Source organism: Paenibacillus sp. NPDC058898 (assembly GCF_049316025.1).
Classification (GTDB): Bacteria; Bacillota; Bacilli; order Paenibacillales; family Paenibacillaceae; genus Paenibacillus_AQ.
Window position 1 is genome coordinate 18,891 of record NZ_JBMOSM010000018.1, and the last position, 15,739, is coordinate 34,629.

The following is a 15,739-nucleotide window of genomic DNA, read 5'->3' on the forward strand; positions in this document are numbered from 1 at the left end:
TGGCTAGATCAATTACAGACCTTTGCTTGCGATGTAAGCAGCGAGGTCAACGACACGGTTGGAGTAGCCCCACTCGTTGTCATACCAAGAAACAACTTTCACCATGTTGTCGCCAACTACCATAGTGGAGAGCGAATCGATAGTGGAAGAAGCTGGGTCGCCATTGTAGTCGCTGGATACAAGCGGCTCTTCGGAGTAGTTCAAGATGCCTTTGAGCGGGCCTTCAGCAGCTGCTTTCAGAGCTCCGTTTACATCTTCAAGTGTTACGTTTTTGGACAGCTCAACTACGAGGTCCGTTACAGAAACGTTCTTCGTAGGTACACGCATAGAGTTACCGTTCAATTTGCCTTTCAATTGTGGCAGAACGAGGCTAACCGCTTTAGCAGCACCTGTTGTGGATGGAATGATGTTTTCAGCAGCTGCACGAGCACGACGCAGATCTTTGTGCGGCAGATCAAGCACTTGCTGGTCATTTGTGTAGGAGTGAATTGTAGTCATCAATCCTTTAACGATACCAAAGTTCTCGTCAAGAACTTTTGCAAAAGGAGCCAAGCAGTTCGTCGTGCAAGAAGCATTGGAAATGATGGTGTGGCTAGCAGCATCGTATTTGTCTTCGTTAACGCCCATAACGATGGTGATATCTTCGTCAGTAGCTGGAGCGGAGATGATAACTTTCTTAGCGCCGCCTTTCAAGTGAGCGGAAGCTTTGTCTTTCGCTGTGAAAATACCAGTGGATTCTACAACGATTTCAACGCCATACTCAGCCCAAGGCAATGCTTCTGGGTTACGCTCAGCGAATACTTTCACTTCACGGCCGTTTACAACGAGTGCGCCTTCTTTAGCTTCAACTGTTGCATTAAGTCTTCCGTGAGTTGTGTCATATTTCAAAAGGTGTGCCAGCGTTTTTACGTCCGTCAAATCGTTGATTGCCACGATTTCAACTTCGCTGTTGTTCAGCGCAGCGCGGAACACGTTACGTCCAATACGTCCAAAACCGTTAATACCTACTTTAACCATGAGTAGTTCCCTCCATATTTGTAAAATTTATATATTCAAGATTGGCCGTTAAGCCAATCAAGACAACAATAATGAAAAATCAGTTGTACGCCCGTGGATTCAAATACCGGCGTCAATCTCCTTCTCGACTTCCAGTGCAGCTGCTTCATCGGTAACGAGAATATCCTCATGTCCGAATTTTAGCACCGCGTGAATCGCCTTGCCCTTGCCTTGCCCTCCAGCAATGCCGATGATCGTCTCTGTCTGCATAATATCCTCAAGCCGAAGCCCAAGGGTAAGCATTTTGTGGACAACTTCACCATCTTCACTAAAGTAGTAGCCAAAGGATTCCGCAATCGCGCCATCTGCCTGCAAGTTCTGAATAGAGTTTTCATCCAGCTTCCGCCTTCTTGCCATTTCCATGGCATCTCCGATGCCGTGAATAATGACTCGGCAGCGCCTGATCACATCCACAATTTCCTGGATATGCTGATCCTGTACCAAAGACTGGTAGGCATCTTCGCTTAGCAGATCCGGTACATGAAGTAATCGGTACTCAGCCCCCACGCGCTTTGCCATCTTGGAGGCAATGGTGTTCGCTTGAATCTCGACACTCTCCCCGAGACCGCCCCGGGCAGGCACAAACCAAGTGCTTGTCAGCGGTTCGCCACCAGGTAAAGAGGACATCTGCTCTGCTACTTCGGCGAGCGTGGAGCCGCCTGTTACGGCGATCGTATCTCCATCCTTTACAAAGCTTAGCAGCGTTCTTGCTCCGGCACGGCCAAGCTCGCGTTTGACTTCCGGAGATAACTCACTGTCACCGGGAATAATGACCACTTTACGAAGCCCATAAGCCTGACGAATCTTCTCTTCCAGTTCAACCAGTCCGAATAACTCATTCATTACCGGTTCGAGTTCCTCCAGCAAGCATATCCCTGAGCTGCTGATCCGCATGCCAAGCGTTTCAATCTCGATTAGCCCTTGCGCTTTCAGAAGATCAGTCTCTGCTCTGAGGACACGCTCGGTCATCGAGAGTGATGAAGCCAATGTTCTTCGGCCAACAATTCCGGACAGCTTGATCTGATGAAGGATGGAATACCTTCGTTTAAGAATTTCCATCAGATCCGGCAGAAGCTGCTCTTGTATTTCTAATAGGTTACGCATGCATTCCACTCCTGCAAACTTCGTCTCGGCTCTCCTCTACCTGGTCGTAAAATGTCCCAGTTGAACTTTTTAAGTCCCACCCTTATTCTAACCAATAATCATGCCGGTTGCAAGTGTCCGAAAGTATATTTCTCTACCCCAAGCATTCTTATTCATTATGACCAACTACAGGCTTGTCTATATAATAGGAACAAAGTTTTGTCTGCTATTGTATTTTTGAAATAGATGCGGTATAATCAACTTCGTTGCTAATTTTTTAGATATCAGAAAGTATAAACTTCGCGGAGTCAGCTTCCTGATATCGCAAGAAAAACTACCGCTAAACGCGGTATGTCTTCTTTGAATGTACGTCGATAGACATTTTTCTTATGCGCCCGTGGTCCAATGGATATGACGTAGGCCTCCGGAGCCTGAGATCGAGGTTCGATTCCTCGCGGGCGCGCCATTTTATCTTTATTCTCTATACTGATTACCCTAAAGTGCCCATGACGGCTCTTTTTTTTACCCAATAGTTTGACTATCTTTGACTTTTTGATTTAAATTGTTTATCATGTGGGTAATACGGTAACAGTATTTATATGAGGTACTTAAGAGGAGGTTTTCCACGTGAGTTTTATACCTATGGTCGTTGAACAAAGCAACCGCGGTGAGCGGGCGTACGACATCTATTCCAGATTGCTGAAAGACCGCATTATCTTCCTCGGCTCCGACGTAAATGACGTGGTCGCCAATTCCATCATTGCCCAAATGCTGTTCTTGTCGGCTGAGGATCCTGAGAAGGATATTCATCTTTACATCAACAGTCCTGGCGGTTCCATTACCGCAGGTATGGCGATATTCGATACGATGCAGTTCATTAAGCCGGACGTTTCGACGATCTGTGTCGGCATGGCTGCTTCTATGGGTGCATTCCTGCTCAACGCAGGCGCTAAAGGCAAACGTTACGGTCTGCCTAACAGCGAGATTATGATTCACCAGCCGCTCGGCGGCGCACAAGGTCAAGCAACGGATATTGAGATCCGTGCTCGCCGCATTCTCAAAATGCGCGATAAGCTAAACCGCATCCTGTCTGATCGCACTGGCCAACCGCTGGAGCGCATCGAGAAGGATACCGATCGCGACTACTTCATGACGGCCGACGAAGCCAAAGAATATGGCCTGATCGATCAAGTATTAGAGAATACACCGCCGCAAGGCTTATAAAAGAAATGAAGTAAAGGGCAGGCGCCGTTATCTGGTGCCTGCCCTTTCTTATTCTCTGAAGGGGATTTATTGAAAACTTCAATTCGGGAGAGTGAGAGTATCCCCTTCGGTCGCAGTTGAAATCAGGAAACTGGAATGAATGGATAGGTTGTTTCCCGATTTCAAAGGCGAACGCGTTGCTCCTCCGGGGGATACTCTCACTGGAGGGGACAACTTTTTCAATAAAACCTAAAGACGGTAAGGCGCCCCTCCTAAAAGGCCTGCCTTAACTTTTTAGGGAGGGGAAAAGGCAAGCCTCGGGATAAAACAATAAATCCCCTGACCGCAGGAAGCGGGAGTATACACTCCACGCTCACGTGATCAGGGGATTTTCGCAACTCGTTCCAGCACAGCGTTACATCAGGACAACATCATGTTTCTAGACAAGCTATAGTATATGAAAATAAATGATTGCAGTTTACACAAACCGCTTACCGTATATTCTTACTTCCACTCTTTGAGCTTCAGCTCAAACTCAGGGAATCCATAGGCATACGCGGTGTACTCATAAAGCTGGAAGTACAGCACCGCAGCATTATCCTTCACATAAAAATCAGCATCCGCAGGCACGCCCTCAAATCCGCCGAGGTAGCCCCCTTCTTTTTTCATCGTGTTCAGCACAAGGTTGTTCAGCTTCTGTTTATTCTTGCCCTGCATGTTGATGAAATCGCCCAGCTTCATTTGCTTGCCATCCTTCAAGGAGAAGGTGAAGCTTTTACGGAAGGTCATCCCATGGGCGCCGCCGGTATAAGAATAATCGTACGTCGTAATGCTCAGGATATCGTTCTGGTTGTAATGAACCACAAAGTCACCACTGAATTCGTAGCGGAGATTGGATTCCGAAGGAGGGAATTCTTCAGCATTCCCTTCAGCACCTGTGATTACGCCGGAAGCATTTTCTTTCAACACTTTGTTGATTTCAGCTTGGACCTCTGCATTATCGAGTCCGCTGATTACAGGATAGTTCACAACGGCATCCACGCCCTGAATCTTCTTCTTCAGCGCTACCGATTTAATGGTGATGTCATTCTGCTTCTTCTGCGTCATGCTGAGTGTTTTCAAGGAAGGATTCCATTGCCCCTGAACGCCCATGTATTCGCTGATCGTTTTGAACGGCACATAGAGACGACCATTTATGATCTGTCCGCCAGGCTCGCCGGCATACGAACCATTCACCAGAATACCGATTTCAGTTGAATCATATACGATAGCACTCAGTTTGTTATAGCCGTTACCCAGTGTATACGTACGGTTTTTTGCATCATATTTAAGAGGCATTCCCAGGCCGTCCCGCAAAGCGGTTGCCGGCACATAAGTTACCCCATGCAGCACGAGACCTTTCTGTGACAGGGTCTTGCCATTCCATTTCAGTACAACTTCATTCTTCGACGATTTTTGGCTGGCGGAAACGGGTGCCTTAGCGGCGCTTGCATCGATGACCTGTCCGCTCAAACCCAGACCGCCAAGCAGGACGCTAGTTGCAATTAATGATGCACATACACGTAATTTAGGATTCATATCAGAACTCCACCTTTGTTAAATTAAGTTTCCGTTAGTTGTTAATCTATTACCCTTAATCATTATAAGGAAAGCTTTCAATGTATTGGTAACAACGCCAATGACAATTTTGATTCCAGGTCGTAGGACCTACACGTTCTTCTAATCTTTCTGCATGAATGCTTATAAGCTTAGAAACACACCACAAAAGAGAGCTCATGCACCCATAAACAACAAGATTTCGCTGCACCGGAGTGCATAACTTAATAGAAATAATCCGATACCGACAAGCGCACTGTGAATACTCAATAACACCAGATGCAGAGCGCTTTTCCTGAAGAAGTTCAGAAACAACACCGCTGCAACGCCCGCTACGATTCCTGCAAGAACCAGCAAGCCCATCACATCGCTCAAGCCGATTTCTCCTTTTCCTGATTTAAACCCATAGAAACCTGGTTTAAATCATTTGCGTCCTCCCTTATATATAACAACGAAACGGGCCCCGAAGTTGTGGTTCGATTCGCATAAATCGGACATTTTTCCCCATTCCGGGTCTTAGGACCTATTCTTTACAAACAAAAAAGAGCCTGCCCCAATGGGACAGACTTTTTTATTACAAAAATATGAAAATGCTTGTTATAATTAACGACCGCTTTTCAGTTCGGTCCATAAACGATCATAGATCGAGAGCGAGTCACCGACATTATCGAGCCATTCGGTACGGCCCAGCTCTTCATCTGTCAGGTTGATCATCGTATTGGCGCGGTATTCCTCGCTATGGAATTCCATCGCTTTGGTGTTCGGATTGCTGTATCCGATGAATTCATAGTTTTTGGCGCTGACCTCAGGCTCCATCATGAAGTTAATGAATTTCTCGGCCAGCTCTTTATTCTTGGCTCCCTTAGGAATCGCGTAGTTATCAGAGAAGATGGTAGCCCCTTCTTCTGGCACGACATACGCCACATCCGGATTCTCCGCTGCAATGAAGGCCGCATCTCCGGACCAGACCGTAGCAATCCAGCCTTCTTCTTGGATCATCTTCTGCTTAATGTTATCCGTATCAAACGCAAGCACATTTGGCAGCAAGGTCTTCAGGTCATCCGTAGCCGCGGTGATTTCCGCTTCATCCGTGCTGCTGTTGGATTTCCCTTGCTTCTTCAGCGCCATGCCGATCATTTCACGGTTGTCATCCAGAAGCAGAACTTTACCCTTGTATTCCGGGTTCCAGAGGTCTTCCCAGCTATTGATCTCGTCCTTCACATACTTCTTGTTATATGCAATTCCCGTTACACCGGACGTGTAGACAATCGAATATTTATTGCCCGGGTCATAAGAAGGATCTTTGAAAGTATCCGTAAGATTGACGAAGTTCGGGATATTATTCATATCAAGCGGCTCAAGCAGCTCCGATTCAATCATCGTTTTCACCATATAATCGGACGGCTGAATGAGGTCATATCCACTGCCGCCAGCCTTGATCTTTGCCAGCAGGTCTTCATTGTTTGCGTAATTGTCGTAGGTTACCTTCACGTCGAACTTCGCTTCGAAGTCCTTCAGCACCTCAGGATCAAAGTTATCCGCCCAGCTGTAAATGTGGAGTGTCTCCTTATCCGATCCGCAACCGGCCAAGAGTCCCACAGACAAAACCGCAACCATGCCTGCCGTCAGCAGGCGGGTCCATCTTGATTTTTTCAATTCAATATCTCCTCTCTTTCCACTTGCATGTTTTATTTCGAAAAAAGCGTTCATCTCACTTAGATCGGTAATGTTTTATGTTTCTTTTGCCCATTGCCGCGGTTAAGAATATATTGGGCTAACAGAATCAGCGTGATGCTGACTAGAATGAGCAGCGTACACAGCGCGTTAATTTCTGGCGAGATGCCACGCTTCACCTGAGCGTAAATATAGATCGGCAGCGTCGTTGAGCTTGGGCCGGCGACAAAAAAACTGACCATAAAATCATCCAATGACAGCGTAAAAGCAATCAAGGCGCCGGAGATAATGCCCGGAGCAATCTGCGGCAATGTAACATGCCGGAACGTCTGCCAAGGCGTAGCCCCCAAATCCTGGGCCGCCTCATCCAGCTGTTTGCCCATGCCCGACAGTCTGGCTGTCACCACGACATACACATACGATAGGCTGAACGTTATATGTGCGATAATCACCGTCGTCTTGCCAAGCGGCATGTTCAGTTGACTGAACAGCACCAGCAGCGACAGCCCCATAATAATATCCGGGATAATGACGGGCAGATACAGCAGCCCATTCATGCCGCTGCGACCTCTGCGCCCCATACTCCGAAGCGAGAGCGCTGCCGCGGTTCCAAGCAGGGTGGAAACGATCGTTGATATGACCGCCACCGTCAAACTGTTCATCAGCGCTTCCATCACGTGCCGGTTCTCGAATAGCGACACATACCAATCTAACGTAAATCCTTCCCAGTTGCCGCTAAGCCGCGTGTTATTAAAGGAATAGATGATGATCATGATGATCGGTACATAGATGAAAGCCATCATAAGGAAAGAGTGAATCCCAAGCAGCGGGTGATTCTTCTTCTTCACTTATCTCCCCTCCCCTACGCGTTGATGGCGGGCTTGCATCGCCCGGTTAAAGAGCAGGATCAGCACCAGGGACGTGATCACAAAGATCACCGACAACGCCGCTCCAAAGGGCCAGTTGCGCGCACCCAGGAACTGCTGCTGAATAATATTACTGATCATGGAGGACTTCGCGCCTCCCAAAATATCCGTAACTACAAACATCCCGGAAGTCGAGACATAGACCAGAACCGCTCCCGTCATGATACCGGATTTGCTCTGCGGCAAGGTAATGTGGCGGAATGCCCTCCATCTAGAAGCGCCCAGATCGCTGGCCGCATCTATCAGACGCTTATCCATCTGCTCCAGGGCCACGTAAATCGGCAGCACCATGAAGGGAATGAAATTATAGACCATGCCGAGAAGTACGGCGCCATACGTATACAGCATCTGAATCGGCTCGTCGATCCAACCCATCCACAGCAGCAGGCTGTTCACCACGCCTTGCGTTCGTAGCAGGAGAACCCAGGCATAAGTGCGGATCAGAAAGTTAATCCAGAACGGGACGGTGATCAGAATTAATCCCCAGGTTTGGATACGCGGGGAAGCGTTGGCTATATAATAGGCCAAAGGATAGCTGACTAACAAGCAAATCACCGTAGTCAGCAGCGACAATACCAGGGTATCCCAGTAAATTCCCAAATATAATGGATCAAAAAAGGTTTTATAGCCTTCGAGACTGAAGGAAAAAACGATATTCCCCAGCGAATCCCGCGAGAGCAGGGAGATGCCGACCACAATTAGCATCGGAACGATCAGGAACAGGGATAACCACAGCAGCACCGGAGTCAACAGGAACCTTGATTTCCTCATGGCCCGATGATCACCTCATCCTTGGTGTTCCAGTTCACCCCAACCCGTTCACCAACCTCCCAAGGATGGTCATCCGAGATATCCAGGGCAATCGTGACCTTCATCGGTTCATCATCCAATTGGACCAGCAGCTTATGAACACTGCCGAGGTACTGCACATCCTCAATCACGCCGTTCTTCCTGGCACCCGACTCCCGCTGCGGAATGAGTTTCTCCGGCCGCACTGCAAAAAGACCTTCGGGCGAGGAAAAGACGTTATTCTCCCCTACAAACGTGGCGGCAAACAGCGTTTGCGGTTTCGCATAGATCTCGCGCGGCGTACCGATTTGTTCTACCCGTCCGTGGTTCATGATAACGATCCGGTCGGAGAGCATCATGGCTTCCTCTTGGTCGTGCGTTACATAGACAAACGTAATCCCGAGCGTCCGCTGCAAATGCTTGAGCTCGGACTGCAGATTTTTGCGGAGCTGCAGATCCAATGCGCCCAGCGGTTCATCCAGCAGCAGCACCTTCGGCTTGTTGGCGATGGCGCGGGCGATGGCCACGCGTTGCTGCTGTCCGCCGGACAGTTGGTGCGGAAAGCGTTCCCGCAGGGCGGTCAGCTGTGTCATGGCAACGGCCTCGTCCACCCGCTCTTTGATGAGCTGACGCGGCATTTTTTTCATTTTTAATCCAAAAGCGATATTATCTTCTACGGTCATATGCGGAAACAGAGCATAGTGTTGGAATACCAGATTCAAGTCCCGCTTGTTCGCAGGCATTTCCGTCACATTCTGACCCGCCAGCCAGACCTGTCCTTCGGTCGGCTGTTCGAATCCTGCTATCATTCGGAGAATCGTCGTTTTGCCGCAGCCGCTGGGGCCCAGCAAAGTCAGGAATTCCCCCTCTTTAATGGAGAGCGACAGCGGATGCACGACCGCTTGTCCCTGAAAATGCTTCTCGATCTGGACAAGTTCAATCACATGCATCAACCCCTTCTTCAAATGTGACCTATTCCATGTGTACATTCCTGCTAACCAGTATGCACAAAAACGTTCTCCACTAAGAAGAAACGGTCATACTGCCTATCGTGCTCAGGTTGGCAGAATCCGTTTCTTAAGGGTGGAAGCGTCTAGAAGTCTCTACTAAGAAAAAAAAGCCATATCCATGGGTATGGCTTTAACGTTTAAATAAAGTTCAGTTTTTCGCATATTCACTATACCTCGTTTTCCCCCTATACACAACACTTTTCTGTGTATTTCAACTAGGGAAGGCACGGATACAGGACCGGATAATGGTATTTCATTTTTCGAAGAGGGATGCACAAAAAACCGTCCACCCGATAAAGACCCGGATGAACGGTTTTTAGTATTATGAGTCGAAAACAGTTACTATTTCAGCTCATATTGCACGTACAGCTGCGTCGAGATTTTGATCTCGCCCGGTTTCACGGATGTGCTGGCGCCCGCGTCGGCCTGAGAGAACTCAGCTTTTGCAGCCATGTTATTGAGGCCATAAATGTTATCTACACCAACAGAACCTTCCACGATATTAAGCACGATACCGAGCTGACGCTTGGAGGCTTTTGCCATCGCTTGAGCTTTCAGGTCCGCATTCGCCATGGCCTTATCTATCACTTGGGCTTCAAAAGCATCACGGTTCTCGACTGAGAAACGGGCGTTGCCAATGGAATTGGCACCGGCATCAGACGCTGCATCGAGCAGATCGCCGACTTTGCTCAAGTCGCGAAGCGTGACTTCCAGGGAATGATAAGCACTGTAATTCTTCACTTTACGTCCATTATCATCAGAGTACGTATAGTTAGGCTGTACATAGAACTGTTCGGTTTTGATATCCTTGTCATCGATCTTCCATGTTTCTTTCAGCATCTTCGTAATCTTATCCATTTTCTGCGCATTGCTCTTCTGTGCGGATTTTGCGGTTTCCGCATACGATTCAGCCCCAATGGAAAGATATACGATATCTGGCTTCACCGAGATCTCGCCTTTACCGAGTACGGTAAGAAGGTTTTGCTGTGCTGCCTCCGCCGCATGCACCTCGGTTGCCCCGCTCAATCCTACTACTGCCGTACTGCCAGTCAACAGTGCACCTGCAATCATGATGGAACCTACTTGTTTGACCCATCTTTTCATTATTGTCAGCCTCCTTTATATTGGCATCGCTGCCATGCTTGCCTTACCCTTCTAACGTGAGGGCATTGGTAAATGTTGCATCCGGAACGAAGCGTTTTGAGATTTTTCTTTAACTTTGTTGATACGCCCCTGTTAATTGGTATATCTAGGCATGATTGGTGGATCAGCACAATAAGATACCCAATGAAGATGACGGCAACTGTTTAATAAGGAAGCCTTCATGGGTAACTAACTACATCGGTGTTAAAAAGAGGAGGTCACTATGAAATCATTCCGGATGTTATACGCGTTCATGTCACTGCTGATACTCATGGCAGCGGGCATGCCATACGGGGCGGCAAGCGCCGCGGCAGAGCCAGCCTCCGGTAAAACCTATCAGATCGGAACAGACATTACGTTTGCCCCGTTTGAATTCCAGGATGCTAGCGGCAATTTTGTCGGTATCGACATGGATCTGCTGGATGCGATCGCGAAAGATCAGAACTTCAAATATGAAGTCAAGCCGCTCGGTTTCAATGCGGCGGTTCAGGCGCTGGAAGCCAACCAGGTGGACGGTGTCATTGCCGGCATGAGCATCACGGATGAGCGGAAGCAGAAATTCGACTTTTCTGATCCTTATTTTAACTCAGGTGTGGTCATGGCCATTCGCCAGGATCAGGAGTCCATCAAAGGGTATGAGGATTTAAAAGGGAAAAAAGTCGCCGTCAAAACGGGTACGGAGGGCTACAGCTTTGCGGAATCCATATCCTCCAAGTACGGATTCACCATCGTGCCTTTTGACGATTCGGCCCAGATGTATGACGATGTCAGGACCGGCAATTCCGTTGCCTGTTTTGATGACTTCCCCGTGCTGGCTTACGGAGTCGAACAGAACAATGGACTGAAGATCGTTACGGATATGGTCCCTGGCGCCTCCTACGGATTTGCCGTTAGTAAAGGACAGAACCAAGAGCTTCTGGAGAAATTCAATGCCGGCTTGATTAACTTGAGGGCAAACGGGGAGTATGACCGTATTAAGGCAAAATACATTGGCGAAAATGCCGTAGGCGCGGCGAGTCAAAGCCGTTGGGAGCTTATCGTGGAGTCGCTGCCTTCGCTGCTGAAGGGCCTTGGCAATACACTGCTGCTGACCATCGTATCGCTGTTCTTCGCGTTTTTCTTAGGGTTGATATTCGGCTTTATGAAGGTCGGACGCAATAAATGGCTCCGAGGCATCGCAACCGTATTCGTGGACATTTTCCGTGGCATACCGCTGCTAGTCCTTGCCTTCTTCATCTACTTTGGTATTCCGCAGGCACTCGGCTTCACGATGTCGCCGATCGTGGCAGCGGTCCTGACACTTAGCCTGAATGCCGGTGCTTATGTAACGGAAATTATCCGGGGCGGTATCCAATCCATTGACCCTGGACAGCTTGAGGCTGCCCGCTCGCTCGGTTTGCCATACCGCAAAGCCATGATGAAAATCATCATTCCCCAAGCGATCAAAGTGATGATTCCGACCTTTATTAACCAGCTCGTGATCACGCTCAAGGATACATCGATCCTATCGGTAATCGGTCTGGTCGAACTGACCCAATCCGGGAAAATCATCATTGCAAGAACGTTCGCTTCGTTTGATATCTGGCTCGTGGTCGCCATCATGTATCTGGTCGTGATCACGATTCTGACCAAAATTTCGGGCCGTCTGGAAGGGAAGGTGCGTCATGGATAAAATCCGCGTAGAAGGACTGAAGAAGAACTTTGGCACGAATGAGGTGCTGAAGGGCATTAACATGCAGGTCCAGGAAGGCGAAGTTGTCTGTGTCATCGGGCCTTCGGGCTCCGGCAAAAGCACCTTCCTGCGCTGCATCAATCGTCTGGAGGACATTACGGCAGGCAGGGTATTCGTGCATGACAAGGATATCAATGACCCTAAAACAGACATCAACAAGGCGCGCCAGAACATCGGCATGGTGTTCCAGCATTTTAATCTGTTCCCCCACTTCAACGTGCTGAAGAACATTACATTTGCCCCGGTCGAGCTGGGCAAGCAGAACGCATCCGAGGCTCGTGCCACGGGACTAAAGCTTCTGGAGCAAGTAGGCCTCTCCGATAAAGCGGAGGCCTTCCCGAGCCAGCTGTCGGGCGGTCAGAAGCAGCGTGTGGCGATCGCCCGGGCGCTGGCGATGAATCCGGACATCATGCTGTTTGACGAGCCGACATCGGCGCTGGACCCCGAGATGGTCGGCGAAGTGCTCGGCGTCATGAAGGATCTGGCGCGCGAAGGCATGACGATGATGATTGTCACGCACGAGATGGGTTTTGCCCGCGAGGTTGCGGACCGGGTGATCTTCATGGATGGCGGATACATCGTAGAGGAAGGCCCGCCAGAGGAAGTGTTCGGCAGACCGAAGCATGAGCGGACGATTAGCTTTTTGGAAAAGGTGCTGTAATCACGCAGCTAACCTTTCTTTAACAAACCGCTGCCGTGTAGCTACATGTACCTTGCGGGCTGCTCTCTGTGTGTACTGCTCTCTGTGCGTTCTGCTCTCTGTGCGTTCTGCTCCCTGGCGTACTGCTCCCTGTGCGTTCTGCTCTCTGTGCGTACTGCTCCCTGGCGTACTGCTCCCTGTGCGTTCTGCTCTCTGTGCGTACTGCTCCCTGGCGTACTGCTCCCTGTGCGTTCTGCTCCCTGGCGTACTGCTCCCTGGTGTACTACTCCCTGTGCTCACTGCTCCCTGTGTGCACGGTGTGTGGTCTTGGGCAGGCTTGGAGGGCTGTCGACTAGATTCATGCAGTAACCAGCGACCCTTCCAGCTAGCCCGTTAGGGTGAGACTAACCGGTTATCATACGGCTATTAATGGCATGTGCATTAAAATTAGAGTCGACTGCGGTGGTCGTGCGATGGCTGCACGCTGCTTTAGTGGAGCTAACGGACCAAGAGTACCTTATTTGAGGGAAAATGGCGGTTTTCCGGAAACTTCCGGACCAAGGATCCGTTATTCCTTCCAAAAGGCGGCATTTACCTAAACAAATCCTAAAATAACGGATCTGGAGTCCGTTATTTTAGAATATCGCGCTTAATTCGGCAAATAAGGTCCTTGGTGTCCGCCAAATTCGCGACCGTTTTAGCTAATTCACCTGCTTTAACCCGACTCGGTGAGTTTGTCCATATCGCATCAGTGCACAGCTTAAACAGGAGTAGGGGCGACCATAGCCCTTACTCCTGTTCTATGGACATATCCGGTTCAAGTTGTTCCAGATATGGCGGGTGAGCAGCCATCTCCTCACACCTTTAGTATCTTCTTGAGAACATCCCCGAAACAGTCCTAATCCTCTATACCTTCCCGCCTTCCTGGAGGAGAGTCACACGATAAGCGTCCTTTTTATGTCAGCTCCCTACGTACTTCATTAAACCCATCTATTCTTCATATCCAAGCCCATCTAAACTTCATATCCAACTTCATGTCACAGCTTCACGTACCAATTTTAATGTCAAACCTTCACTGCACAATCATTACTTCGTATCCAGAGATCGCTTATAAGGTACCATCACCGTAAATTTCGATCCCTTCCCAAGCTCGGATTGGACCGTTATCTTCCCTTGATGAATATCGACGATCCGCTTCACGATGGATAATCCCAGCCCGCTGCCGCCCGCGGCGCGATTGCGCGATTTGTCCGCTTTGTAAAAGCGTTCGAATATATGCAGCTGATCCGACTCCGACATCCCGACTCCCGTATCCGTCATCGTAACCTCGGCCCCGTCTTCTCCTGCTTTCAGCACAATCGTGATCATGCCGTCTTCGGGCGTGAATTTGATGCTGTTGTGCAGCAAATTGTTCCATACTTGACTCAGGAGATCCTCCGTTGCCTCAATCTCTACCTCAGCGAGGTCCAGATCCACCTGAATCCGCTTCGCCAGCCATTGCGGTTCATTCGCCAAGACGACCGCACGCAGCTGCCCGTCGAGCCGGTAGCGGGCCCTTTCGAATGCCGGCTGCTCTCCTTCCAGGGACGACAGCTTCAACAGATTGTCACTCAACTGCGACAAGCGGCGGCTCTCTCCTTCGATGATCTCCAGATAACGGGCTCTCTTCTCCTCCGTAAGGCGGGGACTTCGGAGCGCTCGGGCAAACCCCCGAATCGAAGTAAGTGGGGATTGGATTTCATGGGACACATTAGAGATGAAATCCTGACGCATGGTCTCCATCCGCCCCAATTCGCCGGCCATGTCGTTAATGCTGCTCGCGATCATCTTGAACTCCCCGCGCCATTCATTTTCGTTCATCTTTACATTGAAGTCCCCCTGCGATATCCGTCGCATGGCATCCGTAATGGAATTCAGCATGGCCATTTGCCGGTGCTTGAAGAACATGCCCACGACCAGCATGCACAGGAAGAAAATGATTACGCCGACAAACAAGTCGATCAGTTGGATGGCATAATCCCACGGCGGGGTTCCCGTCCAGGTGTAAACAAACCGAGTCACATAAGTCGCCGCCGTCCAAGACGCTCCTAAGACCGCGAAAACCAAGATCGTCTGAAGCGTTTCTCGAACGATCTTCCACAAGATTTTGGGTGTTTTTTTCATCAGCCCTCACCTGCTTCCAGGCGATATCCCAGCCCGCGCACCGTCCGAATCCTGAACCGGTACTTCTCCTCCGGGAACCGCTCCCGCAGCCGATTCACGTGGACGTCCAGCGTCCGTTCGTTCCCTTCAAAGTCATAGCCCCATATCTCTTCGATCAACCGATCACGCGTCAACGTGCTCCCCGGGTAGCTGGCCAGCTTGAAGAGAAGCTCAAACTCCTTCAGCGGCAGGGTAAAAACCTCATCACCCGCCTTGACCTCATAGGTTCTGCGGTTCATCTGCAGCTTGCCGACGGTCACCGTCTGCGATGCGGCTACCTGATACCGCTTCAGCAGCGCTTTGACGCGCACGACGAGCTCTGCGGGCTCGAAGGGCTTCACCAGATAATCGTCGGTGCCCAGCTCAAAGCCCTTCACGATCTGTCTCGTCTCCCCTTTTGCCGTCAGCATCAGCACCGGAATACCGGTGTTCCTCCGGATCTCCCGGCATAACTCCCATCCGTCCATATTTGGCATCATGATATCCATCACGACCAGATCGACGGATGTCTGGTCCATGACGGACAAGGCCTCGACGCCATCCGAAGCTTCGAACACCTCTTCCATTCCCGCTTCCTCCAGGAACACCTTTATGAGTTCGCGGATGTTCGGGTCATCGTCCACTACCAATATTTTTGCCATGGTTGCCATCCCTTCTTCCCCAGCATCTTCAAGGCGCCCTTAGG

General features: G+C 49.7%; 15 protein-coding genes and 1 tRNA gene. 4 read left to right on the top strand and 12 right to left on the bottom strand.

What is annotated here, in order from left to right; translation table 11 throughout:
* Nucleotides 1-12: 12 nt before the first annotated feature.
* Both gap and ACOZB4_RS29965 read right to left on the bottom strand, forming a co-directional pair.
* On the bottom strand, nucleotides 13-1,017 hold the full coding sequence (gap, locus tag ACOZB4_RS29960) for a type I glyceraldehyde-3-phosphate dehydrogenase (protein ID WP_076326192.1): 1,005 nt from the start codon (nucleotides 1,015-1,017) through the stop codon (nucleotides 13-15).
* Nucleotides 1,018-1,116: 99 nt separating this feature from the next.
* A complete protein-coding gene (locus tag ACOZB4_RS29965) occupies nucleotides 1,117-2,160 on the bottom strand; it encodes a sugar-binding transcriptional regulator (protein ID WP_379414501.1) in 1,044 nt (347 codons plus the stop codon).
* Between the two features lie 370 nt (nucleotides 2,161-2,530).
* Between ACOZB4_RS29965 and ACOZB4_RS29970 the strand changes: the two genes are divergently transcribed.
* Together ACOZB4_RS29970 and clpP are read left to right on the top strand one after the other, a co-directional pair.
* Nucleotides 2,531-2,605, top strand: a tRNA-Arg gene (locus tag ACOZB4_RS29970).
* A gap of 161 nt (nucleotides 2,606-2,766) precedes the next feature.
* Nucleotides 2,767-3,363: an ATP-dependent Clp endopeptidase proteolytic subunit ClpP gene (clpP, locus tag ACOZB4_RS29975; RefSeq protein WP_006207581.1), complete on the top strand. Its 597-nt coding sequence runs from the start codon at nucleotides 2,767-2,769 to the stop codon at nucleotides 3,361-3,363.
* Nucleotides 3,364-3,846: 483 nt separating this feature from the next.
* Here the strand turns inward: clpP and ACOZB4_RS29980 are convergent, their stop codons facing one another.
* From ACOZB4_RS29980 to ACOZB4_RS30010, 7 genes are all read right to left on the bottom strand, one after another.
* Nucleotides 3,847-4,920, bottom strand: coding sequence for a PdaC/SigV domain-containing protein (locus ACOZB4_RS29980; protein ID WP_379414500.1), 1,074 nt, complete (start codon nucleotides 4,918-4,920; stop codon nucleotides 3,847-3,849).
* Between the two features lie 195 nt (nucleotides 4,921-5,115).
* The gene (locus tag ACOZB4_RS29985; RefSeq protein ID WP_379414499.1) at nucleotides 5,116-5,313 is read right to left on the bottom strand and encodes a hypothetical protein; all 198 of its coding nucleotides are present in this window, start codon (nucleotides 5,311-5,313) and stop codon (nucleotides 5,116-5,118) included.
* 228 nt (nucleotides 5,314-5,541) lie between these two features.
* On the bottom strand, nucleotides 5,542-6,594 hold the full coding sequence (locus ACOZB4_RS29990) for an ABC transporter substrate-binding protein (RefSeq protein ID WP_379414498.1): 1,053 nt from the start codon (nucleotides 6,592-6,594) through the stop codon (nucleotides 5,542-5,544).
* Nucleotides 6,595-6,653: 59 nt separating this feature from the next.
* A complete protein-coding gene (locus tag ACOZB4_RS29995) occupies nucleotides 6,654-7,415 on the bottom strand; it encodes an ABC transporter permease (protein WP_179090738.1) in 762 nt (253 codons plus the stop codon).
* Between the two features lie 45 nt (nucleotides 7,416-7,460).
* The gene (locus ACOZB4_RS30000; protein WP_379414497.1) at nucleotides 7,461-8,309 is read right to left on the bottom strand and encodes an ABC transporter permease; all 849 of its coding nucleotides are present in this window, start codon (nucleotides 8,307-8,309) and stop codon (nucleotides 7,461-7,463) included.
* Nucleotides 8,306-9,277 carry an ABC transporter ATP-binding protein gene (locus tag ACOZB4_RS30005; RefSeq protein ID WP_076326186.1) on the bottom strand — a complete coding sequence of 324 codons (972 nt, stop codon included), beginning with the start codon at nucleotides 9,275-9,277 and terminating at the stop codon, nucleotides 8,306-8,308. The genes ACOZB4_RS30000 and ACOZB4_RS30005 overlap by 4 nt, the downstream gene beginning before the upstream one ends.
* A gap of 402 nt (nucleotides 9,278-9,679) precedes the next feature.
* Complete coding sequence (locus tag ACOZB4_RS30010; RefSeq protein ID WP_379414496.1) at nucleotides 9,680-10,441, bottom strand: SIMPL domain-containing protein; 762 nt, start codon at nucleotides 10,439-10,441, stop codon at nucleotides 9,680-9,682.
* 322 nt (nucleotides 10,442-10,763) lie between these two features.
* Between ACOZB4_RS30010 and ACOZB4_RS30015 the strand changes: the two genes are divergently transcribed.
* Nucleotides 10,764-12,152 carry an amino acid ABC transporter substrate-binding protein/permease gene (locus ACOZB4_RS30015; protein WP_379414515.1) on the top strand — a complete coding sequence of 463 codons (1,389 nt, stop codon included), beginning with the start codon at nucleotides 10,764-10,766 and terminating at the stop codon, nucleotides 12,150-12,152.
* Nucleotides 12,145-12,873 carry an amino acid ABC transporter ATP-binding protein gene (locus tag ACOZB4_RS30020; protein ID WP_076326183.1) on the top strand — a complete coding sequence of 243 codons (729 nt, stop codon included), beginning with the start codon at nucleotides 12,145-12,147 and terminating at the stop codon, nucleotides 12,871-12,873. Before ACOZB4_RS30015 ends, ACOZB4_RS30020 begins: the two co-directional genes overlap by 8 nt.
* Here the strand turns inward: ACOZB4_RS30020 and ACOZB4_RS30025 are convergent, their stop codons facing one another.
* The 3 genes from ACOZB4_RS30025 to ACOZB4_RS30035 all read right to left on the bottom strand — a co-directional run bounded on the left by ACOZB4_RS30025 (nucleotide 12,874) and on the right by ACOZB4_RS30035 (nucleotide 15,695).
* Nucleotides 12,874-13,152, bottom strand: a complete 279-nt coding sequence (locus tag ACOZB4_RS30025; RefSeq protein WP_379414495.1) for a hypothetical protein — start codon at nucleotides 13,150-13,152, stop codon at nucleotides 12,874-12,876.
* 786 nt (nucleotides 13,153-13,938) lie between these two features.
* Complete coding sequence (locus ACOZB4_RS30030) at nucleotides 13,939-15,015, bottom strand: HAMP domain-containing sensor histidine kinase (RefSeq protein WP_379414494.1); 1,077 nt, start codon at nucleotides 15,013-15,015, stop codon at nucleotides 13,939-13,941.
* Nucleotides 15,015-15,695 carry a response regulator transcription factor gene (locus ACOZB4_RS30035; RefSeq protein WP_076326181.1) on the bottom strand — a complete coding sequence of 227 codons (681 nt, stop codon included), beginning with the start codon at nucleotides 15,693-15,695 and terminating at the stop codon, nucleotides 15,015-15,017. Before ACOZB4_RS30035 ends, ACOZB4_RS30030 begins: the two co-directional genes overlap by 1 nt.
* Between the last annotated feature and the right edge of the window lie 44 nt (nucleotides 15,696-15,739).

Excerpts from the sequence above, each read along its gene's own strand:
- ACOZB4_RS30015 (WP_379414515.1), top strand. The coding sequence starts at position 10,764 with ATGCCATACGGGGCGGCAAGCGCCGCGGCAGAGCCAGCCTCCGGTAAA.
- ACOZB4_RS30010 (WP_379414496.1), bottom strand. The coding sequence starts at position 10,441 with ATGAAAAGATGGGTCAAACAAGTAGGTTCCATCATGATTGCAGGTGCA.
- gap (WP_076326192.1), bottom strand. The coding sequence starts at position 1,017 with ATGGTTAAAGTAGGTATTAACGGTTTTGGACGTATTGGACGTAACGTG.
- ACOZB4_RS30030 (WP_379414494.1), bottom strand. The coding sequence starts at position 15,015 with ATGAAAAAAACACCCAAAATCTTGTGGAAGATCGTTCGAGAAACGCTT.
- ACOZB4_RS29980 (WP_379414500.1), bottom strand. The coding sequence starts at position 4,920 with ATGAATCCTAAATTACGTGTATGTGCATCATTAATTGCAACTAGCGTC.
- ACOZB4_RS29995 (WP_179090738.1), bottom strand. The coding sequence starts at position 7,415 with ATGATGGCTTTCATCTATGTACCGATCATCATGATCATCATCTATTCC.
- ACOZB4_RS29965 (WP_379414501.1), bottom strand. The coding sequence starts at position 2,160 with ATGCGTAACCTATTAGAAATACAAGAGCAGCTTCTGCCGGATCTGATG.
- ACOZB4_RS30005 (WP_076326186.1), bottom strand. The coding sequence starts at position 9,277 with ATGCATGTGATTGAACTTGTCCAGATCGAGAAGCATTTTCAGGGACAA.
- ACOZB4_RS30035 (WP_076326181.1), bottom strand. The coding sequence starts at position 15,695 with ATGGCAAAAATATTGGTAGTGGACGATGACCCGAACATCCGCGAACTC.
- ACOZB4_RS30020 (WP_076326183.1), top strand. The coding sequence starts at position 12,145 with ATGGATAAAATCCGCGTAGAAGGACTGAAGAAGAACTTTGGCACGAAT.
- ACOZB4_RS30000 (WP_379414497.1), bottom strand. The coding sequence starts at position 8,309 with ATGAGGAAATCAAGGTTCCTGTTGACTCCGGTGCTGCTGTGGTTATCC.